The organism is Tolypothrix tenuis PCC 7101 (genome assembly GCF_963874875.1).
GTDB lineage: Bacteria > Cyanobacteriota > Cyanobacteriia > Cyanobacteriales > Nostocaceae > Aulosira > Aulosira tenue.
This window is the reverse complement of the sequence record NZ_CAWNJS010000001.1, coordinates 8,416,098-8,431,051: the sequence shown is the minus strand read 5'-3', so window position 1 is coordinate 8,431,051 and position 14,954 is coordinate 8,416,098. Positions and strand designations below refer to the sequence as shown.

13 protein-coding genes are annotated in these 14,954 nt (G+C 41.5%); 6 read left to right on the top strand and 7 right to left on the bottom strand.

What is annotated here, in order from left to right; all coding sequences use genetic code 11:
* Positions 1-3,169: WD40 repeat domain-containing protein (locus tag AACU25_RS33190; protein ID WP_339382095.1), on the top strand; the 3,169-nt coding region annotated here is incomplete at its 5' end.
* Positions 3,170-4,078: 909 nt separating this feature from the next.
* Here AACU25_RS33190 and acsF read toward each other — a convergent pair.
* Entirely contained in the window at positions 4,079-5,155 is a 1,077-nt protein-coding gene (acsF, locus tag AACU25_RS33185) for a magnesium-protoporphyrin IX monomethyl ester (oxidative) cyclase (protein WP_096583000.1), read from the bottom strand.
* 345 nt (positions 5,156-5,500) lie between these two features.
* Between acsF and hemF the strand changes: the two genes are divergently transcribed.
* The 3 genes from hemF (at position 5,501) to AACU25_RS33170 (ending at position 8,672) form a co-directional block, all read left to right on the top strand.
* Positions 5,501-6,568, top strand: a complete 1,068-nt coding sequence (hemF, locus tag AACU25_RS33180; protein WP_096582998.1) for an oxygen-dependent coproporphyrinogen oxidase — start codon at positions 5,501-5,503, stop codon at positions 6,566-6,568.
* A 332-nt stretch (positions 6,569-6,900) separates the two neighbouring features.
* Entirely contained in the window at positions 6,901-7,662 is a 762-nt protein-coding gene (locus tag AACU25_RS33175) for a biliverdin-producing heme oxygenase (protein ID WP_096582996.1), read from the top strand.
* 158 nt (positions 7,663-7,820) lie between these two features.
* The gene (locus tag AACU25_RS33170) at positions 7,821-8,672 is read left to right on the top strand and encodes an acyl-CoA desaturase (protein WP_321206612.1); all 852 of its coding nucleotides are present in this window, start codon (positions 7,821-7,823) and stop codon (positions 8,670-8,672) included.
* A gap of 100 nt (positions 8,673-8,772) precedes the next feature.
* Here AACU25_RS33170 and AACU25_RS33165 read toward each other — a convergent pair whose 3' ends face one another.
* Positions 8,773-9,351: a YdcF family protein gene (locus tag AACU25_RS33165; RefSeq protein WP_096582992.1), complete on the bottom strand. Its 579-nt coding sequence runs from the start codon at positions 9,349-9,351 to the stop codon at positions 8,773-8,775.
* 166 nt (positions 9,352-9,517) lie between these two features.
* On the opposite strand from AACU25_RS33165, the gene AACU25_RS33160 reads away from it, so the two are divergent.
* Complete coding sequence (locus tag AACU25_RS33160) at positions 9,518-9,742, top strand: type II toxin-antitoxin system HicA family toxin (protein ID WP_096582990.1); 225 nt, start codon at positions 9,518-9,520, stop codon at positions 9,740-9,742.
* Complete coding sequence (locus AACU25_RS33155; protein WP_045870016.1) at positions 9,739-9,957, top strand: type II toxin-antitoxin system HicB family antitoxin; 219 nt, start codon at positions 9,739-9,741, stop codon at positions 9,955-9,957. Before AACU25_RS33160 ends, AACU25_RS33155 begins: the two co-directional genes overlap by 4 nt.
* A 20-nt stretch (positions 9,958-9,977) precedes the next feature.
* Here AACU25_RS33155 and rfbD read toward each other — a convergent pair whose 3' ends face one another.
* The 5 genes from rfbD to AACU25_RS33130 all read right to left on the bottom strand — a co-directional run bounded on the left by rfbD (position 9,978) and on the right by AACU25_RS33130 (position 14,772).
* Entirely contained in the window at positions 9,978-10,883 is a 906-nt protein-coding gene (gene rfbD, locus AACU25_RS33150; RefSeq protein ID WP_096582988.1) for a dTDP-4-dehydrorhamnose reductase, read from the bottom strand.
* Positions 10,880-11,425: a dTDP-4-dehydrorhamnose 3,5-epimerase gene (rfbC, locus tag AACU25_RS33145; RefSeq protein WP_096582986.1), complete on the bottom strand. Its 546-nt coding sequence runs from the start codon at positions 11,423-11,425 to the stop codon at positions 10,880-10,882. Before rfbC ends, rfbD begins: the two co-directional genes overlap by 4 nt.
* 14 nt (positions 11,426-11,439) lie before the next feature.
* Positions 11,440-12,414 (bottom strand): glucose-1-phosphate thymidylyltransferase RfbA, encoded by a 975-nt coding sequence (gene rfbA, locus AACU25_RS33140; protein WP_096582984.1) that lies wholly within the window; start codon positions 12,412-12,414, stop codon positions 11,440-11,442.
* A gap of 164 nt (positions 12,415-12,578) precedes the next feature.
* Complete coding sequence (rfbB, locus tag AACU25_RS33135) at positions 12,579-13,649, bottom strand: dTDP-glucose 4,6-dehydratase (RefSeq protein WP_096584394.1); 1,071 nt, start codon at positions 13,647-13,649, stop codon at positions 12,579-12,581.
* Positions 13,650-13,833: 184 nt separating this feature from the next.
* On the bottom strand, positions 13,834-14,772 hold the full coding sequence (locus AACU25_RS33130; RefSeq protein ID WP_096582982.1) for an NAD-dependent epimerase/dehydratase family protein: 939 nt from the start codon (positions 14,770-14,772) through the stop codon (positions 13,834-13,836).
* Positions 14,773-14,954 lie beyond the last annotated feature (182 nt).

Genomic DNA, 14,954 nt, shown 5'->3' with positions numbered 1-14,954 from the left:
CCCTCTCGCCCTAATCACCAAACTGCGGGAAAATGCACAACGCAACCTGCGAACTATATTAATTTTTGACCAATTTGAAGAATTTTTCTTCGTTTACTCAGAACCAAAGCAAAGACGGCAGTTTTTTGAGTTCTTGGGAGAATGTCTGAACATCCTCTCTGTCAAAGTTATCTTGTCACTGCGGATAGATTACTTGCATTATTTGCTGGAATGCAATCGCCTACTGAGCCTGAAGATTATTGGCAATGATATTCTCAGCAATCATGTGCTTTATGAGTTGGGGAATTTTTCGCCGATAGATGCTAAGGCAATTATTCAGTGCTTAATTCAACATACTACCTTTAATTTAGAACCTGCTTTAATTGACAAACTAGTTCAAGATTTAGCAGAAGAACTGGGAGAAGTTCGCCCTATTGAGTTGCAGGTAGTAGGCGCACAACTACAAACTGAAAATATCACCACTCTGGCGAAGTATGAAGAACTTGGGAATAACGCTAAACAAGAACTAGTGAAGCGTTACTTAAGAGAGGTAGTTGATGACTGCGGTACAGAAAATCAGCCAGCAGCAGAATTGTTGCTTTATTTGCTTACCGATGACAAAGGAACTCGCCCCCTAAAGACTCGCGCTGAACTAGAACGAGATTTGCAAGTATTAGTGTCAGATATTGCTACAGACAGCAATAAATTAGATTTGGTCTTAGAGATTTTTGTAAAATCTGGCTTAGTTGTTTTATTACCAGAAAGCCCCGCAGACCGTTATCAACTCGTGCATGATTATTTAGCCACCTTTATCCGTCAACAACAGGAACCAAAGTTAACGCAAGTCATGGCGGAACTTGAGAAGGAAAGAGAGCAAGTAAAAAAATTGAGACAGTTGATGGCGGAACTGAAAGCAGAAAGAAGGCAAAGAAAAATTAGTGAAGCCAAACTTAATAGTTTTCTTAAACGCGCCCTGATGGGTTCAGTTGCAGCCGGATTAGTATTGGCTGGGTTAGCAGTTATAGCATGGGATTCAGCCAGAAAAGCGGCTATAAGTGAAATCAATGCCCTAACAAATTCTTCTGAGGCATTTTCCGTTTCTGGACAATATCCAGATGCCTTAATTGAGGCTTTAAAAGCTGGAGGAAAACTCAAATCTATAGATGGTAAAACAAAAGACACTTTTACCCAAATGCGAACTGTGACAACATTACAGCAAGCAGTTTATTTGCAACCCAACGAGCCAAAAGAAAATCGAGCTATAGAAGTTAATACTTTAAAAGGAGATAGCCCGGTCAATAGCGTCGCCTTCAGCCGTGATGGGCAAAAGTTGGCTTCTGGTAGTGCTGACAAAACCATCAAAATTTGGGATATGACCACAGGTAAATTGCTCAACACCCTAACTGGGCATAACAGCCCAATCAATAGTGTCGCTTTCAGCTCTGATGGGCAAAAGTTGGCTTCTGGTAGTGCTGACAAAACCATCAAAATCTGGGATATGACCACAGGCAAATTGCTCAACACCCTAACTGGGCATAGCAGCCCAATCAATAGCGTCGCCGTTAGCTCTGATGGGCAAAAGTTGGCTTCTGGTAGTGCTGACAAAACCATCAAAATCTGGGATATGACCACAGGCAAATTGCTCAAAACCCTAACTGGACATAGCAGTTATGTCAGTAGCGTAGTCTTCAACCTTGATGGTCAAAAGTTGGCTTCTGGTAGTGCTGATAACACCATCAAAATTTGGGATATAACCACAGGCAAATTGCTCAACACCCTGGCTGGGCATAGCAATTACGTCAGTAGCGTAGTATTCAGCCCTGATAGTCAAAAGTTGGCTTTTGGCAGTAGTGACAACACCATCAAAATTTGGGATATGACCACAGGCAAATTGCTCAAAACCCTGAATGGGCATAGCAGTGGAGTCATTAGCGTAGTCTTCAGCCCTGATGGGCAAAAGTTAGCTTCTGGTAGTGCTGATAACACCATCAAAATTTGGGATATCGCCACAGGCCAGGTGCTCAAAACCCTAACTGGGCATAGCAATGAGGTCAAGAGTATTAGTTTCAGCCGTGGGGGGCAAAAGTTGGCTTCTGGTAGTGCTGATAACACCATCAAAATCTGGGATCTGACCACAGGTAAATTCCTCAACACCCTAACTGGGCATAACAGCTCGGTCAATAGCGTCGCCTTCAGCCCGGATGGGCAAAAGTTGGCTTCTGGTAGTGCTGATTACAACATCAAAATTTGGGATCTGACCACAGGTAAATTCCTCAACACCCTAACTGGGCATAACAGCCCAGTCAATAGCGTCGCTTTCAGCCCGGATGGGCAAAAGTTGGCTTCTGGTAGTGCTGATTACAACATCAAAATCTGGGATCTGACCACAGGTAAATTGCTCAACACCCTAACTGGGCATAACAGTCCGGTTAATAGCGTCGCCTTCAGCCCGGATGGGCAAAAGTTGGCTTCTGGTAGTGCTGACAAAACCATCAAAATCTGGGATCTGACCACAGGCAAATTGCTCAACACCCTGACTGGGCATAGCAGCCCAATCAATAGCGTCGCTTTCAGCCCGGATGGGCAAAAGTTGGCTTCTGGTAGTGCTGACAAAACCATCAAAATCTGGGATCTGACCACAGGCAAATTGCTCAAAACCCTGACTGGGCATAGCAGTTACGTCAGTAGCGTAGTCTTCAGCCCTGATGGTCAAAAGTTGGCTTCTGGTAGTGCTGATAGCACCATCAAAATTTGGGATATAACCACAGGTAAATTACTCAAAACCCTGGCTGGACATAGCAGTTACGTCAGTAGCGTAGTCTTTAGCCCTGATGGGCAAAAGTTAGCTTCTGGTAGTAGTGACAAAACCATCAAAATCTGGGATATAACCACCAGCAAAGTTATCAAAACCCTCACCAGGAATAGCAGTTACATTACTAGCGTCGTCTTCAGCCCGGATGGGCAAAAATTGGCTTCTGGTAGTAGTGACAAAACGATAATTTTATGGAATTTAGACTTCGATGATTTATTACGCAGTGGTTGTCAATTGCTGAATGATTATCTAATTAAACATCCGGTGGTTTTAGCAGATTTGCCAACGTGCCAAACTCCATTTCGGTTGGAACAAGGAGTGAATGCAAAGAATCAAATTACAGATGATGATATGAAGGGCTTGCAGAATGAGCAATAATAATTTGTAATTCGTAGTTTGCAATTCCTAATTCGTAATGAAAAAAGCTGCTACATGAAAAAAGCGATCGCACCTTCACTACACCTATTTCAAAGTGCGATCGCAATTACAGCCTAATTCCAAAAGTGCGATCGCTTTTCCACAACAGCAATTGACAGCGGATTGTAAGTTGTGAGGTACAGATAATTTTAAGGGCATGGCAGTGCCCATTGGTGTCAAATTAACGTGAAACCCGCTTATTTGCAAGGTTTCGCCCTCACCCCCAGCCCCTCTCCCACCAGGAGAGGGGAGCAAGAGATTTAGTTCCCCTTCTCCTGCGGGAGAAGGGGTGAGGGGATGAGGGCGAGGGCTTTTGTACCTACCCGCATAGGTCATTTACCTGAAATATGGTGTAAAAGTGCGATCGCAATAACAATTAATCCATTTTTTGTGTAGCAATTTCAGGGTTCCTGGAATCAACTGCAGGGTTCCCGTAATCAACTTCAGGGTTAACGTTTCCGTGTTTCGCGCACCCAGAATCAACTGCAGGGTTCCCAGAATCAACATCAGGGTTGACGTTTCCGTGTTTCGCGCACCCAGAATCAACTTCAGGGTTCCCGGAATCAACTTCAGGGTTGACGTTTCGGTGTTTCGCGTACCCAGAATCAACTTCAGGGTTCTTGCAATTACCTTCAATGTTAATGTTTAAGTGTTTTCTTCAGACGTAAAAAAAATGTAGAGACTGTGGAACAATCTCTACATGGTATAGGGTTGCACGAGTAAACTTGTTTTCCCGAAATGCTAAAGTGCGATCGCCTCAAATATAGTGCTTCTGGTTTAAATGTAATACAAGATTATATCGTCCCTTGTAGGGGCTTGGCACTACCATGCCCTCCCGAATGTATTGCACTCAACCGATAACCGCTATATCTAACAAACTTGTCCCCGCAAAGCTTCGGTATCAATTGGTTTAATCAAGTAAAGTAGCAATAAATTCCAAACAATAGCCGTCACAAAGGGGATTTTCCGAATTAATTTCACAAATTTCGGCTGAGAACTGCGGTCAATTTCCACCAATTTTAAATTGTAATCCGAGCAGCGATGCAAACGCGAGAAAAACTTGGGATGTTCGGTATTTAACATCACCGGAAAAGCACGGCCAGCAGTTTCATTAGTTTCGCAAACAACTTGGCGGTCAAATTCTCTCGCATCCAGCCCTAATGAATGATAAAATCCTGCTCGTTCGTGAACTGTTAAAGTGTGGGTAGCAAATACCGATAACAAGAAAAAGCGACTCCACAGTCTAGATTTCCAAGTTTTCCACAATTGAGGTTGAGAGCGTAATAAAGCTTTGAAAATATCCCCATGACGGTTTTCATCCTGACACCAGCTTTCAAAGTAGCGGAAAATTGGATAAAACTGGTTTTCTGGGTGTTTTTGCAAATGGCGATAAATAATGATGTAACGCCAATAGCCAATTTTTTCTGATAGATAAACTGTGTAAATTACCCACTCAATCGGGAAAAAAGTATAGGTGCGTCTTTTAGTAATATCAGCCAAATCCAGCGACAATTTAAAATCGCCCATAGCTTTATTCAAAAATCCTGCATGACGCGCTTCATCACGCGCCATCAAATTAAACATTTCCGACAACAGAGGATTGCGATTTTTCAGCTTGCGCGAAAGTTCTTTAAACAGCAAAAATCCAGAGAACTCAGAAATACAAGAACGTTCCAAATACTCAATAAAAGACTGGCGTGCTTCCGCTTCAATATGTTCCCAAGACTGTGCAAACGCCTCATCCCGTACAAAATGGTGACGATTGTAATCTGCCCGCATTTCTGCTAGCATCGCCTGCAACTCCGTGTCCTGAGCAGAGAGATCCAGACTAGCCGCTTTTTCAAAATCTGTAGTGTAAAACCGGGGAGTCAATACGGTTTCTTTGCTTGGTGCTTTAATTCCCTGCTTCGGTTCTTTAGGTGCAGACTGGGATAAGGTATTAACCATGAGTTCTCCGGTAGTTAGCTTAACAATCACATAACTATCAAGTTATGATAAGTGTAATTGTTTGACTAGCCCCGGGGGTAAAAGATTTACAATCCTTTATTTGGGGATTGGGGACTGGGGACTGGGGACTGGGGACTGGGGACTAGGGACTGGGGACTAGGAGAGCAGAGGGATGAGGGAGAAATTCCCATTACTCATTACTCATTACTCATTACTCATTACCCATGCCCAATGCCCCATCCCATTTGTTAAGTTTTTCAACTGACCTGTAATAAAATAACTCAATAACTATAAAGTAATTTGAGAAAGTAATCAGGCTTACTAAGAGTTGAAGAGAGATTCAGTATGGGTCGTCATTCAGACAATCGTTCTCAGGAAACCAAAAATCACACAGTAGTGCTAACACCTGCTGTCAATGCAGCAAACGTACCACCCGCAGATTCACGCGAACGGGTGAAGCAGTTTATGCAAAACATCCAGGATGAAATTTGCAGCGGCTTAGAACAACTCGATGGCGAAGCCACATTTCGTGAAGACAGGTGGGAACGCAAAGCTGGTGGTGAAGGACGTACCCGTGTGATTCGGGAAGGGCGAGTGTTTGAACAAGGTGGTGTCAACTTTTCGGAAGTTTGGGGTGATAACTTACCTCCTTCAATTTTGACTCAACGCCCAGAAGCAGCCGGACATCAGTTTTTTGCCACTGGAACCTCGATGGTGCTGCATCCTCGCAATCCTTACGTACCAACGGTACACCTTAACTATCGCTACTTTGAAGCAGGCCCAATTTGGTGGTTTGGTGGCGGCGCAGATTTAACACCTTACTATCCCTTCGCCGAAGATGCGATTCATTTCCATCAAACCTTAAAAGCTGCTTGCGATCCACACCATCCAGAGTATTATCCAGCCTTCAAACTCTGGTGTGATGAATACTTTCACTTGCGCCATCGCCAAGAACAAAGAGGGATTGGCGGTATATTCTTTGACTATCAAGATGGTAATAGTAACCTATATGTGACTTCCCAAACGGACACTCCAGCCGCATTGTACAGTCAGCAAGTAGGAAAAGTTACACGTAATTGGGAAGATTTATTTGCCTTTGTGCAAAGCTGCGGTAAAGCATTTTTACCTGCTTATTTGCCAATTGTAAACCGCCGCCAAAACACTGAATATAGCGATCGCCAACGCCAATTCCAACTATACCGTCGCGGTCGTTACGTAGAATTTAACTTGGTATACGACAGAGGAACAGTTTTCGGACTACAAACCGATGGTAGAGCCGAATCTATATTAATGTCCCTACCACCACTCACACGCTGGGAATATTGCTATCAGCCAGAACCCGGTTCACCAGAAGCACAACTCACCGAAATCTTTCTACAACCTCAAGATTGGGCGAGTAAAACTGTTAGGTAAAGTGTAACTGAAAAGGCAGAGGCCAGGGGAGAAAGAAAAATATTTCCCCAAAAAAGCAAAATGCCAGTTGCGTAATATCAATCCTCTGCAATATATCAACAGATTGCAAGTAGGTGAGCATAGATAATTGTAAGGGCATGGCAATGCCATGCCCCTACCTGCGTACCTTATTTACCTGAAATACGCTGGATCAACGAATTTAAACTGTAAAACCTCAATCAAATCGGACTTTTTAAATTACGAATTGCGAATTACGAATTACGAATTACGAATTACGAATTACGAATTACGAATTTATATAAGTCCTTATTTTCTCTTCATGGGCATTCATTATGAGCAGCCATTTAGATATGCGCTTGCGAGAAGGTACTAAACATTCTCACACAAGTGCAGAAAATACCGCGTTTATGAAATGCTTTCTCCAAGGAATTGTCGAAAAGAGCTTTTTTCGTAAATTCCTAGCGAATCTCTACTTCATTTACAGCGCTTTAGAAGCAGAATTAAAACGCCATCAGTATCATTCAGTTGTCGGTTTAATGTACTTTGCAGAACTGAATCGTCAAGCAAATTTAGAGAAAGATTTAGCTTTCTATTACGGTGAAAACTGGTGGAAGTTGATAGCTCCTTCTAAGGCAGCTCAAGAATATGTTGATTGCATTCATGAAGTAGCAAATACGCAACCAGAGTTGTTGATTGCTCATGCCTATACCCGCTATTTAGGAGATTTATCAGGTGGACAAGCATTAAGAAAAATTGCTCGTTCAGCAATGGATTTACCTACGGTTCAGGGTACTGCCATTTATGAATTTGACCAAATTCCTACCCCTGAAAATAAGCGGATATTTAAAGAACAATACCGTCAAGCGTTAAATTCCTTGCCTGTAGATGAGTCAATGATTCTCAAAATTGTAGACGAAGCCAACCATGCTTTTACTTTAAATGCAAATCTCGTTCATGAGTTAGAAGCAGATGTGAAAGCAGTAGTTGGTGAGCATATTTTCGATTTAATTACTCGCCAATATAAAGTTGGTAGCACAGAACATACTCATCGTAGTAATGCAGTACCAGAGGTAGTGCTGGATTACAGTATTTAGAAATTTGGTAATTGGTAATTGGTAATTGGTAATTGGTAATGAGTAATGAGTAATGAGTAATGAGTAATGGGAATTTCTCCCTCATCCCCCTCATCACCCTCATCTCCCCCATCCCCCAATCCCCAGTCCCCTATATTTTGTGCTTGAGGAAAGTATTCGTGAGATTAAATTTACAAAATTTGCCTGAAAAAGACCAACCTTTGCGTCTTGATTGGCTGAGTGTGTTATTTTTTGGAGTTATTCATGCATTGGCTTTTTTGGCTCCCTGGTTTTTTTCTTGGTCTGCTGTAGGCGTTGCTCTTTTCCTACACTGGCTATTTGGTAGTATTGGAGTTTGCTTAGGCTATCACCGACTTTTAAGCCATCGTAGCTTTAAAGTGCCGAGATTTTTAGAGTATGCGATCGCAATTTTGGGTGCCCTATCATTACAAGGCGGCCCTATCTTTTGGGCGGCTGGACACCGTTTGCACCATGCTCATACTGAAGACGAGGAAAAAGACCCATACTCCGCCCGCAAAGGTTTCTGGTGGAGTCACATGATGTGGATTTTTTATCCCCGTGCAGAGTTCTTCAATTATGACTACTACCAGCGATTTGCACCCGATTTAGTACGAGATCCCTTTTATCGCTGGCTAAATCGCAACTTTTTAATACTACAACTACCAGTAGCATTGTTGCTGTATGCACTGGGTGGTTGGTCTTTTGTCGTGTATGGCGTATTCGTTAGAGCCGTTGTTCTCTGGCATACAACCTGGCTGATTAACTCAGTCACCCATATGTGGGGATACCGCACCTTTGAAATTAACGATAACTCCCGTAATCTTTGGTGGGCTGCTATTCTCACCTATGGCGAGGGATGGCACAACAATCACCATGCATATCCCCATGTCGTTAAGTGTGGCTGGCGCTGGTGGGAGATTGACATTACTTGGTGGGCGATTTGGTGCTTAAAAACAGTAGGTTTAGCTAAAGATTTGAATATGCCACCTGTTCAGGCTGTGAAATCGTGAGGTTGGGGATTGGGGATTGGGGACTGGGGATTAGGGACTGGGGACAAGGAAATAAATTCCCATTACCAATTACCAATTACCCATTACCAATTACCAAACTTTACCTATCAAGGTGAGGATTTAAACTTGACCCACTTTTGCCAGTAAAAATCCACAAGAGCGATCGCCCACAATCTCGCAAGACTCGCTGCAGTGATTCTGCTCGGTATAATTTTGAAGGTACTGCGATTGGGGTGACTGTAATTCCCTGGCTACCTAAAACAATAGTTGCGATCGCTCTGGCTCGCCTCATGTGATAATCCGATGTAATCAGATAAAGATGCTGTAACTTCTGGCGAGCAAAATCTGCTGCTAGTGTCGTGAAATTAGTTACTGTATCTGTGGCGCGACCATCCAACCGCAAGCGTTCATCAGGAATCCCAAATTGTGCAAAAATGCTGCGGTTAAAATCTAGACCAGATTCAAAATCAGAAACCCAAATATCTAAATTCTGGTGAACCTGCCAAAATTTAGCTGCAAATTCCATGCGTTCTGGATTACCTCCCAGGACAAAAATTGCCTGTGGTATGGGAGCTTGGTAAGAAGCGATCGCTATCCTAGCAGGAATGATAGTTACCCAGACAGCTAAAACTGTCGCCCAGAATATCAGTAGGTAGCGTTTAAAATGCTTGCGTTGCATAACTAAAGTGAGAGCGATCGCCTGTTCTTGTACTATTCTGTAAGTTGCGATCGCATTTCAGCCAGTATTTACGTAAATTCCTCCTCTTTGGAATCAGCAAATTTACAGAAATTTGCCTGATAAAATCAATAAATGAGAAAATAGGATGGATAAGTAAACAAAATCCATGCCCAGAAAGATTCGGGAGTTAAAAGCTCAAATTGCACGTGAAGGATTTGTTTATCTGCCCAAGCGCGGAAAAGGAAGCCATGAACGCTGGCGACATCCTTTGCTCAGAAAGACACTGACAATTCCAGGTAAAGATGGAGATGATGTACCGCTTTATTTAGAGAAGCAGTTAGCACGATTATTAGCTGAACTGGAAGAGTTAAGAGAGGATGAGGATTTATGAGTCGATACAGCATGATTATTCAATGGTCTGATGAAGATCAGCTTTTTCTAGTAACAATCCCAGAGTTTGCTGATCGCGTGATCATGCCTTGTACTCACGGCAAAACTCGTGAGGAAGCAATTCGTAACGGCGAGGAAGTAATAGAAATGTACTTGGAAGGTTGGCAAGCTGAAGGTGAGTCTATCCCTGAACCTAGCACGCTTCAAATTGCTTGATTATTATTCTCAAACTCTATTTAGCTGTTATTTTTAACCAGTACTAACTCTAAACTTCTTTGCCAATCTGGTAATACCAATCCAAAATTATCAGATAATTTTTGACTACCTAATAGAGAATAAGCTGGTCTAGTGGCTGGTGTGGGATATTCTTGAGAGGGAATTGCAATCAACCTTTGCAGTTTGCGATCGCTTTTTTTGTCCTCAAGTTCAAAAATTGCTTTGGCAAATCCATACCAGCTAGTCTTACCACTTGCAGTTAAATGATATATTCCACCTTTAGCTGCTAAAAATTCAGATATATTTTGTGAAGCTTGGGAAATAATTTGGGCTGTAGCTTCAGCAATCATGCGACTCCAAGTAGGCGCGCCAATTTGGTCATCTACAACTCGAATTTCTTCCCGTTCTTGAGCTAGCCTTAACATCGTCAGTAAAAAATTCTTTCCGCGTAGGCTATAAACCCAACTTGTGCGTAAAATTAAATGCGGTACGTCAACAGATGCGATCGCCTGTTCGCCTGCTAGTTTTGTTTTACCGTAGATATTTTGGGGATTTGGTTGGTCTTGCTCAGTATATGCAGTAGTTTTATTGCCATCAAATACATAATCTGTGGAATAGTGAATTACAGCTGCACCTATTCGCTTTGCTTCTTCAGCGATGATACCTGGTGCAATTCCATTAATCGCCATTGCTAAATCTGGTTCTGATTCTGCTTTATCTACTGCTGTGTAAGCCGCTGGATTGATAATTAAATCAGGTTTTATCTCTCTAATGATGCGGCGAATAGTCTCAGGTTGGGCTAAATCTATTTGTAAACTGGGATGACTGGCGCTACGTTCTACAGTTATTACTTCACCGAAAGTCATGAGGGTGCGTTGTAATTCCCAACCGACTTGTCCAGTTACCCCTGTTAATAAGATTCTCATGGATATACCTCTGCGTCTCGAAACAGCTTACCAGCTTTATCTTTAGCCGATAAGATTGGTTCTGCTGCAATTGGCCAGGCGATCGCTAAATCAGGGTCATTCCACACAATAGTGCGTTCATGCTGCGGAGCATAATATTCTGTAGTTTTGTACAAAAATTCTGCATATTCAGAAAGTACTAAAAAGCCGTGAGCAAAACCTGGTGGTATCCAAAGCAGACGTTTATTTTCGGCTGTTAAATCTGTACCAACCCATTGACCAAAAGTTTTGGAGCTGTTTCTTAAATCTACTGCTACATCAAATACCGCACCTACAACTACTCGCACCAATTTACCTTGAGGCTGCTGAATTTGATAATGCAAACCACGCAAGATATTTTTGCCAGAACGAGAATGATTGTCTTGGACAAAATGCTGATTAATTCCTACTTTTTCTTGCCAAACTTTCTCGTTATAGCTTTCATAAAAAAAACCGCGTTCATCTCCAAATATTTGCGGCTCTATGACTAGTAAATCAGGAATTTCCGTCTTGGTAATTTGCATTATCGTTACCTCAGTTAACCAGAAAATTTATTGAAAGATAAAGATGGATAGTATGAAGCAACAGGTATAGTATCATCTAATTGGTCTAATTTATTTTGCTGCTCCATAGTGAGATAAATTTGGTCATTTTCTAAAATTGACATCAAGTAACGGCCATAACTACTCTTCGCCATCGGTTCAGCTAAATGGCGCAGTTGCTTTGAGTCAATATATCCTTTAAGATAGGCAATTTCTTCAATACAAGCTATTTTTAGCCCTTGTCTTTCTTCTAGTGTTTGGATAAAATTACCAGCCTGATGTAGTGATTCATGAGTTCCCGTATCTAGCCAAGCATATCCACGCCCCAAAAGTTCTACTTGTAGTTGACCTTGTTGCAAATAAACTGTATTCAAATCAGTAATTTCTAATTCGTTACGAGCAGAAGGTTTGAGATTAGCAGCAATTTCTACTACTTGCGAATCATAAAAGTAGATACCAGGAACAGCATATTTAGACTTAGGTAGTAGAGGTTTTTCTTCTATACTAATTGCCCGTCCATTGCTATCAAATTCAATTACTCCATATTGACTAGGGTCTTTTACTTGATACCCAAATACTAATCCGCCTGCTTGCAGGTTAGCAGCCCTAGCTAAAACTTCTGTTAACCCATGCCCATAAAAAATGTTATCACCTAAAATTAAACATACTGGCTCGTTAGCAATAAAATCTCTGCCTAAAATAAACGCTTGGGCTAATCCTTCGGGGTGAGGTTGTGCAACATAACTAAACTGCAAACCCCACTGGCTACCGTCTTTTAAGATTTTCTCAAATAATGGTAAATCATTAGGTGTCGAAATAATTAAAATCTCCCGAATCCCTGCCAGCATTAATACAGATAAGGGATAGTAAATCATGGGCTTATCGTACACCGGCATCAGTTGTTTACTAACAGCATAAGTTAGAGGATAAAGACGTGTACCAGAGCCACCTGCTAAGATAATACCTTTCATAAGAATTTTAGATTTTAGATTTTAGATTTTAGATTTTAGATTTTGGATTTTGGATTTTGGATTTTGGATTGTAGTTTTATCCAACCCAAACCGACGTTACTAATGACAAATGACAAATAACTAATGACAGCCTCAGCTAATTATCTTTAATTTTGCCGATCTACTTATAATTTTCTATTTTCATAGTTTTGTTTCAGCCAGTTTTGGTAGTCACCAGAACGAACTTGATTTACCCAATCCGAGTTATTGAGATACCATTGAACTGTTTTTAATAAACCACTGTCAAAATTTTCTTGAGGTTGCCAACCTAAATCACGGCTGATTTTACTACAATCAATTGCATATCTCCGGTCGTGACCAGGACGGTCTTTAACAAAAGTGATTAAAGAAGAATAATGAGAGTTAGATTTGGGCGCTAACTCATCTAAAATTGCACAAATTCTTTCTACAACTGTTAAATTGGCCTGTTCATTTAAACCACCAATATTATAAGTTTCACCAACTTTACCTTGTTGTAACACAAGATAAATAGCCTCACAGTGGTCGATCACATAAAGCCAATCACGAACATTTTGACCATCTCCATATATAGGGAGTGGTTTACTATCTAAAGCATTCAGAATAGTTAAAGGAATCAGTTTTTCTGGGAACTGACGCGGGCCGTAGTTATTTGAGCAATTAGTGGTTAAAGTTGGTAGTCCATAGGTGTGATAATAAGCCCGCACAAAATGGTCAGATGCAGCTTTTGATGCAGCATAGGGGCTATTAGGCGCATAGGGAGTATCTTCCCGAAAAGCTGGATCTTGAGGTTGGAGAGAGCCGTATACCTCATCTGTAGAGACGTGTAAAAAGCGAAATTGCTGTTGTTTGGTGGATGAGAGTTTTTGCCAGTACAGCCTACTTGCTTCTAATAATTGAAATGTCCCAACTACATTAGTTTGGATAAAGTCATGAGGACTAAGTATTGAGCGATCAACATGACTTTCGGCTGCAAAATTAATAATTGCATCTGGTTGATATTGTTCTAAAAGGTAACTGACTAACTCGACATTGCCAATATCACCTTGAATAAAATGATAGTTAGGATTGCTTGCTATTTCTGCTAAGGTTTGGAGATTACTAGCGTAAGTTAATTTATCTAAATTAACTACATTAGCCCATTGTGACTTGATTGCTTGGAGAATAAAATTCGCTCCAATAAATCCGGCTCCTCCGGTAACTAATAAAGTAGGCATAATTGTAGAAAATATTTGTGTCATCAATATTGTAATAATTCGCATCAGAAGACGCTTAGGTTGAGTACTAAGTGCTGAGTCCTGAGTTAAAAGTGAGAAAAAGCTTACATTGCACAATCTTTTAACTGATAACTCAGAACTTTTCACCCAGCACTATTGATGTGATTTGCAGTTTATCTCTAGATCACAAAGCTTGTAAAATTTCCTCATCCACAGAAAAATCAATTTCAGTTTTGTCTCGCCCAGATGCTAAATAATCATTTTCCAATGAATCATTTAGCCCAGAAATTAAATCATATTCAGGTTTCCAACCTAATTCACTCTGAGCCTTATTGACCGAAGCAAAAAAATGTTGTCCTCGCATGGGAAAAGCTTTGCGCTTACCAAAATCAAACTTTTTTGGATCGTAATGGACAATTTTGACTGCATCAGGTGATTTACCAGCCGCTTGTGCACAAGCACGGGCTAAACCATCAAAAGTAACAAAGCGATCGCCTGAGACATTGTAAATTTGCCCTATGGCCTGTTGATTACCCACAACTTGAGTCATTGCCATTGCTAAATCCTTTACGTGACCTAGCTGGGTAATATACAAGCCATTTCCCGGAATGGGAATAGGGCGATCGCGGACAATTCTATCAAAAAACCAACTTTCCAAATCGTTATAGTTACGCGGCCCATAAATATAGGTAGGGCGAATCGAGGTAAAGGGTATTCCCAATTCAGCTAAGTAAGCCTCTGTTTCATGCTTACCCCGATGACGGCTTTTGGGATCTACAGCATCACCTTCCACATGAGGCATTTGGTCAGATTTGAGATATACTCCAGCAGAACTCATATACACAAAATGTTGTACACGGCCTTGAAAAATTTCTGCCAATGGTTGAGTATCAGCAAGTTCCCGCCCATTATTGTCAAAAATGACATCAAAATTTTCCTGTGATAACTTCGCCTTTAACTGCGTAGCGTCAGTGCGATCGCCTATAATTTGTCCTACTCCCTGTAAAGACGGTGCAGGACGATTACCACGATTGAACAGCACCACCTCATGTCCTTGTTCTACTAGCAGTTGGGTGAGATAAACACCAATGAACCGAGTACCACCTATAATCAAAATCCGCATGAATTCCCCTCTTAGCTCTTTTAATAATGCAGGGGCTAGCTAAGGATTAGAGGCTAGAACTTAGGAGCTAAAGCTTAGGGGCTAGAGGCTAGTATAAAACTCATTTTTAATCTGTTGTCCCAGTCCCCAATCCCTAGTCCCCAATCTCTAGTCCCCAATCCCCAGTCCCTATTTGAGGTTAT

What these genes read in the sequence shown, in the direction of transcription:
- acsF (WP_096583000.1), bottom strand. Translation starts at nt 5,155, where the DNA reads ATGGTTAATACCTTATCCCAGTCTGCACCTAAAGAACCGAAGCAGGGA.
- hemF (WP_096582998.1), top strand. Translation starts at nt 5,501, where the DNA reads ATGGGTCGTCATTCAGACAATCGTTCTCAGGAAACCAAAAATCACACA.
- AACU25_RS33175 (WP_096582996.1), top strand. Translation starts at nt 6,901, where the DNA reads ATGAGCAGCCATTTAGATATGCGCTTGCGAGAAGGTACTAAACATTCT.
- AACU25_RS33165 (WP_096582992.1), bottom strand. Translation starts at nt 9,351, where the DNA reads ATGCAACGCAAGCATTTTAAACGCTACCTACTGATATTCTGGGCGACA.
- AACU25_RS33160 (WP_096582990.1), top strand. Translation starts at nt 9,518, where the DNA reads ATGCCCAGAAAGATTCGGGAGTTAAAAGCTCAAATTGCACGTGAAGGA.
- AACU25_RS33155 (WP_045870016.1), top strand. Translation starts at nt 9,739, where the DNA reads ATGAGTCGATACAGCATGATTATTCAATGGTCTGATGAAGATCAGCTT.
- rfbD (WP_096582988.1), bottom strand. Translation starts at nt 10,883, where the DNA reads ATGAGAATCTTATTAACAGGGGTAACTGGACAAGTCGGTTGGGAATTA.
- rfbC (WP_096582986.1), bottom strand. Translation starts at nt 11,425, where the DNA reads ATGCAAATTACCAAGACGGAAATTCCTGATTTACTAGTCATAGAGCCG.
- rfbA (WP_096582984.1), bottom strand. Translation starts at nt 12,414, where the DNA reads ATGAAAGGTATTATCTTAGCAGGTGGCTCTGGTACACGTCTTTATCCT.
- rfbB (WP_096584394.1), bottom strand. Translation starts at nt 13,649, where the DNA reads ATGCCTACTTTATTAGTTACCGGAGGAGCCGGATTTATTGGAGCGAAT.
- AACU25_RS33130 (WP_096582982.1), bottom strand. Translation starts at nt 14,772, where the DNA reads ATGCGGATTTTGATTATAGGTGGTACTCGGTTCATTGGTGTTTATCTC.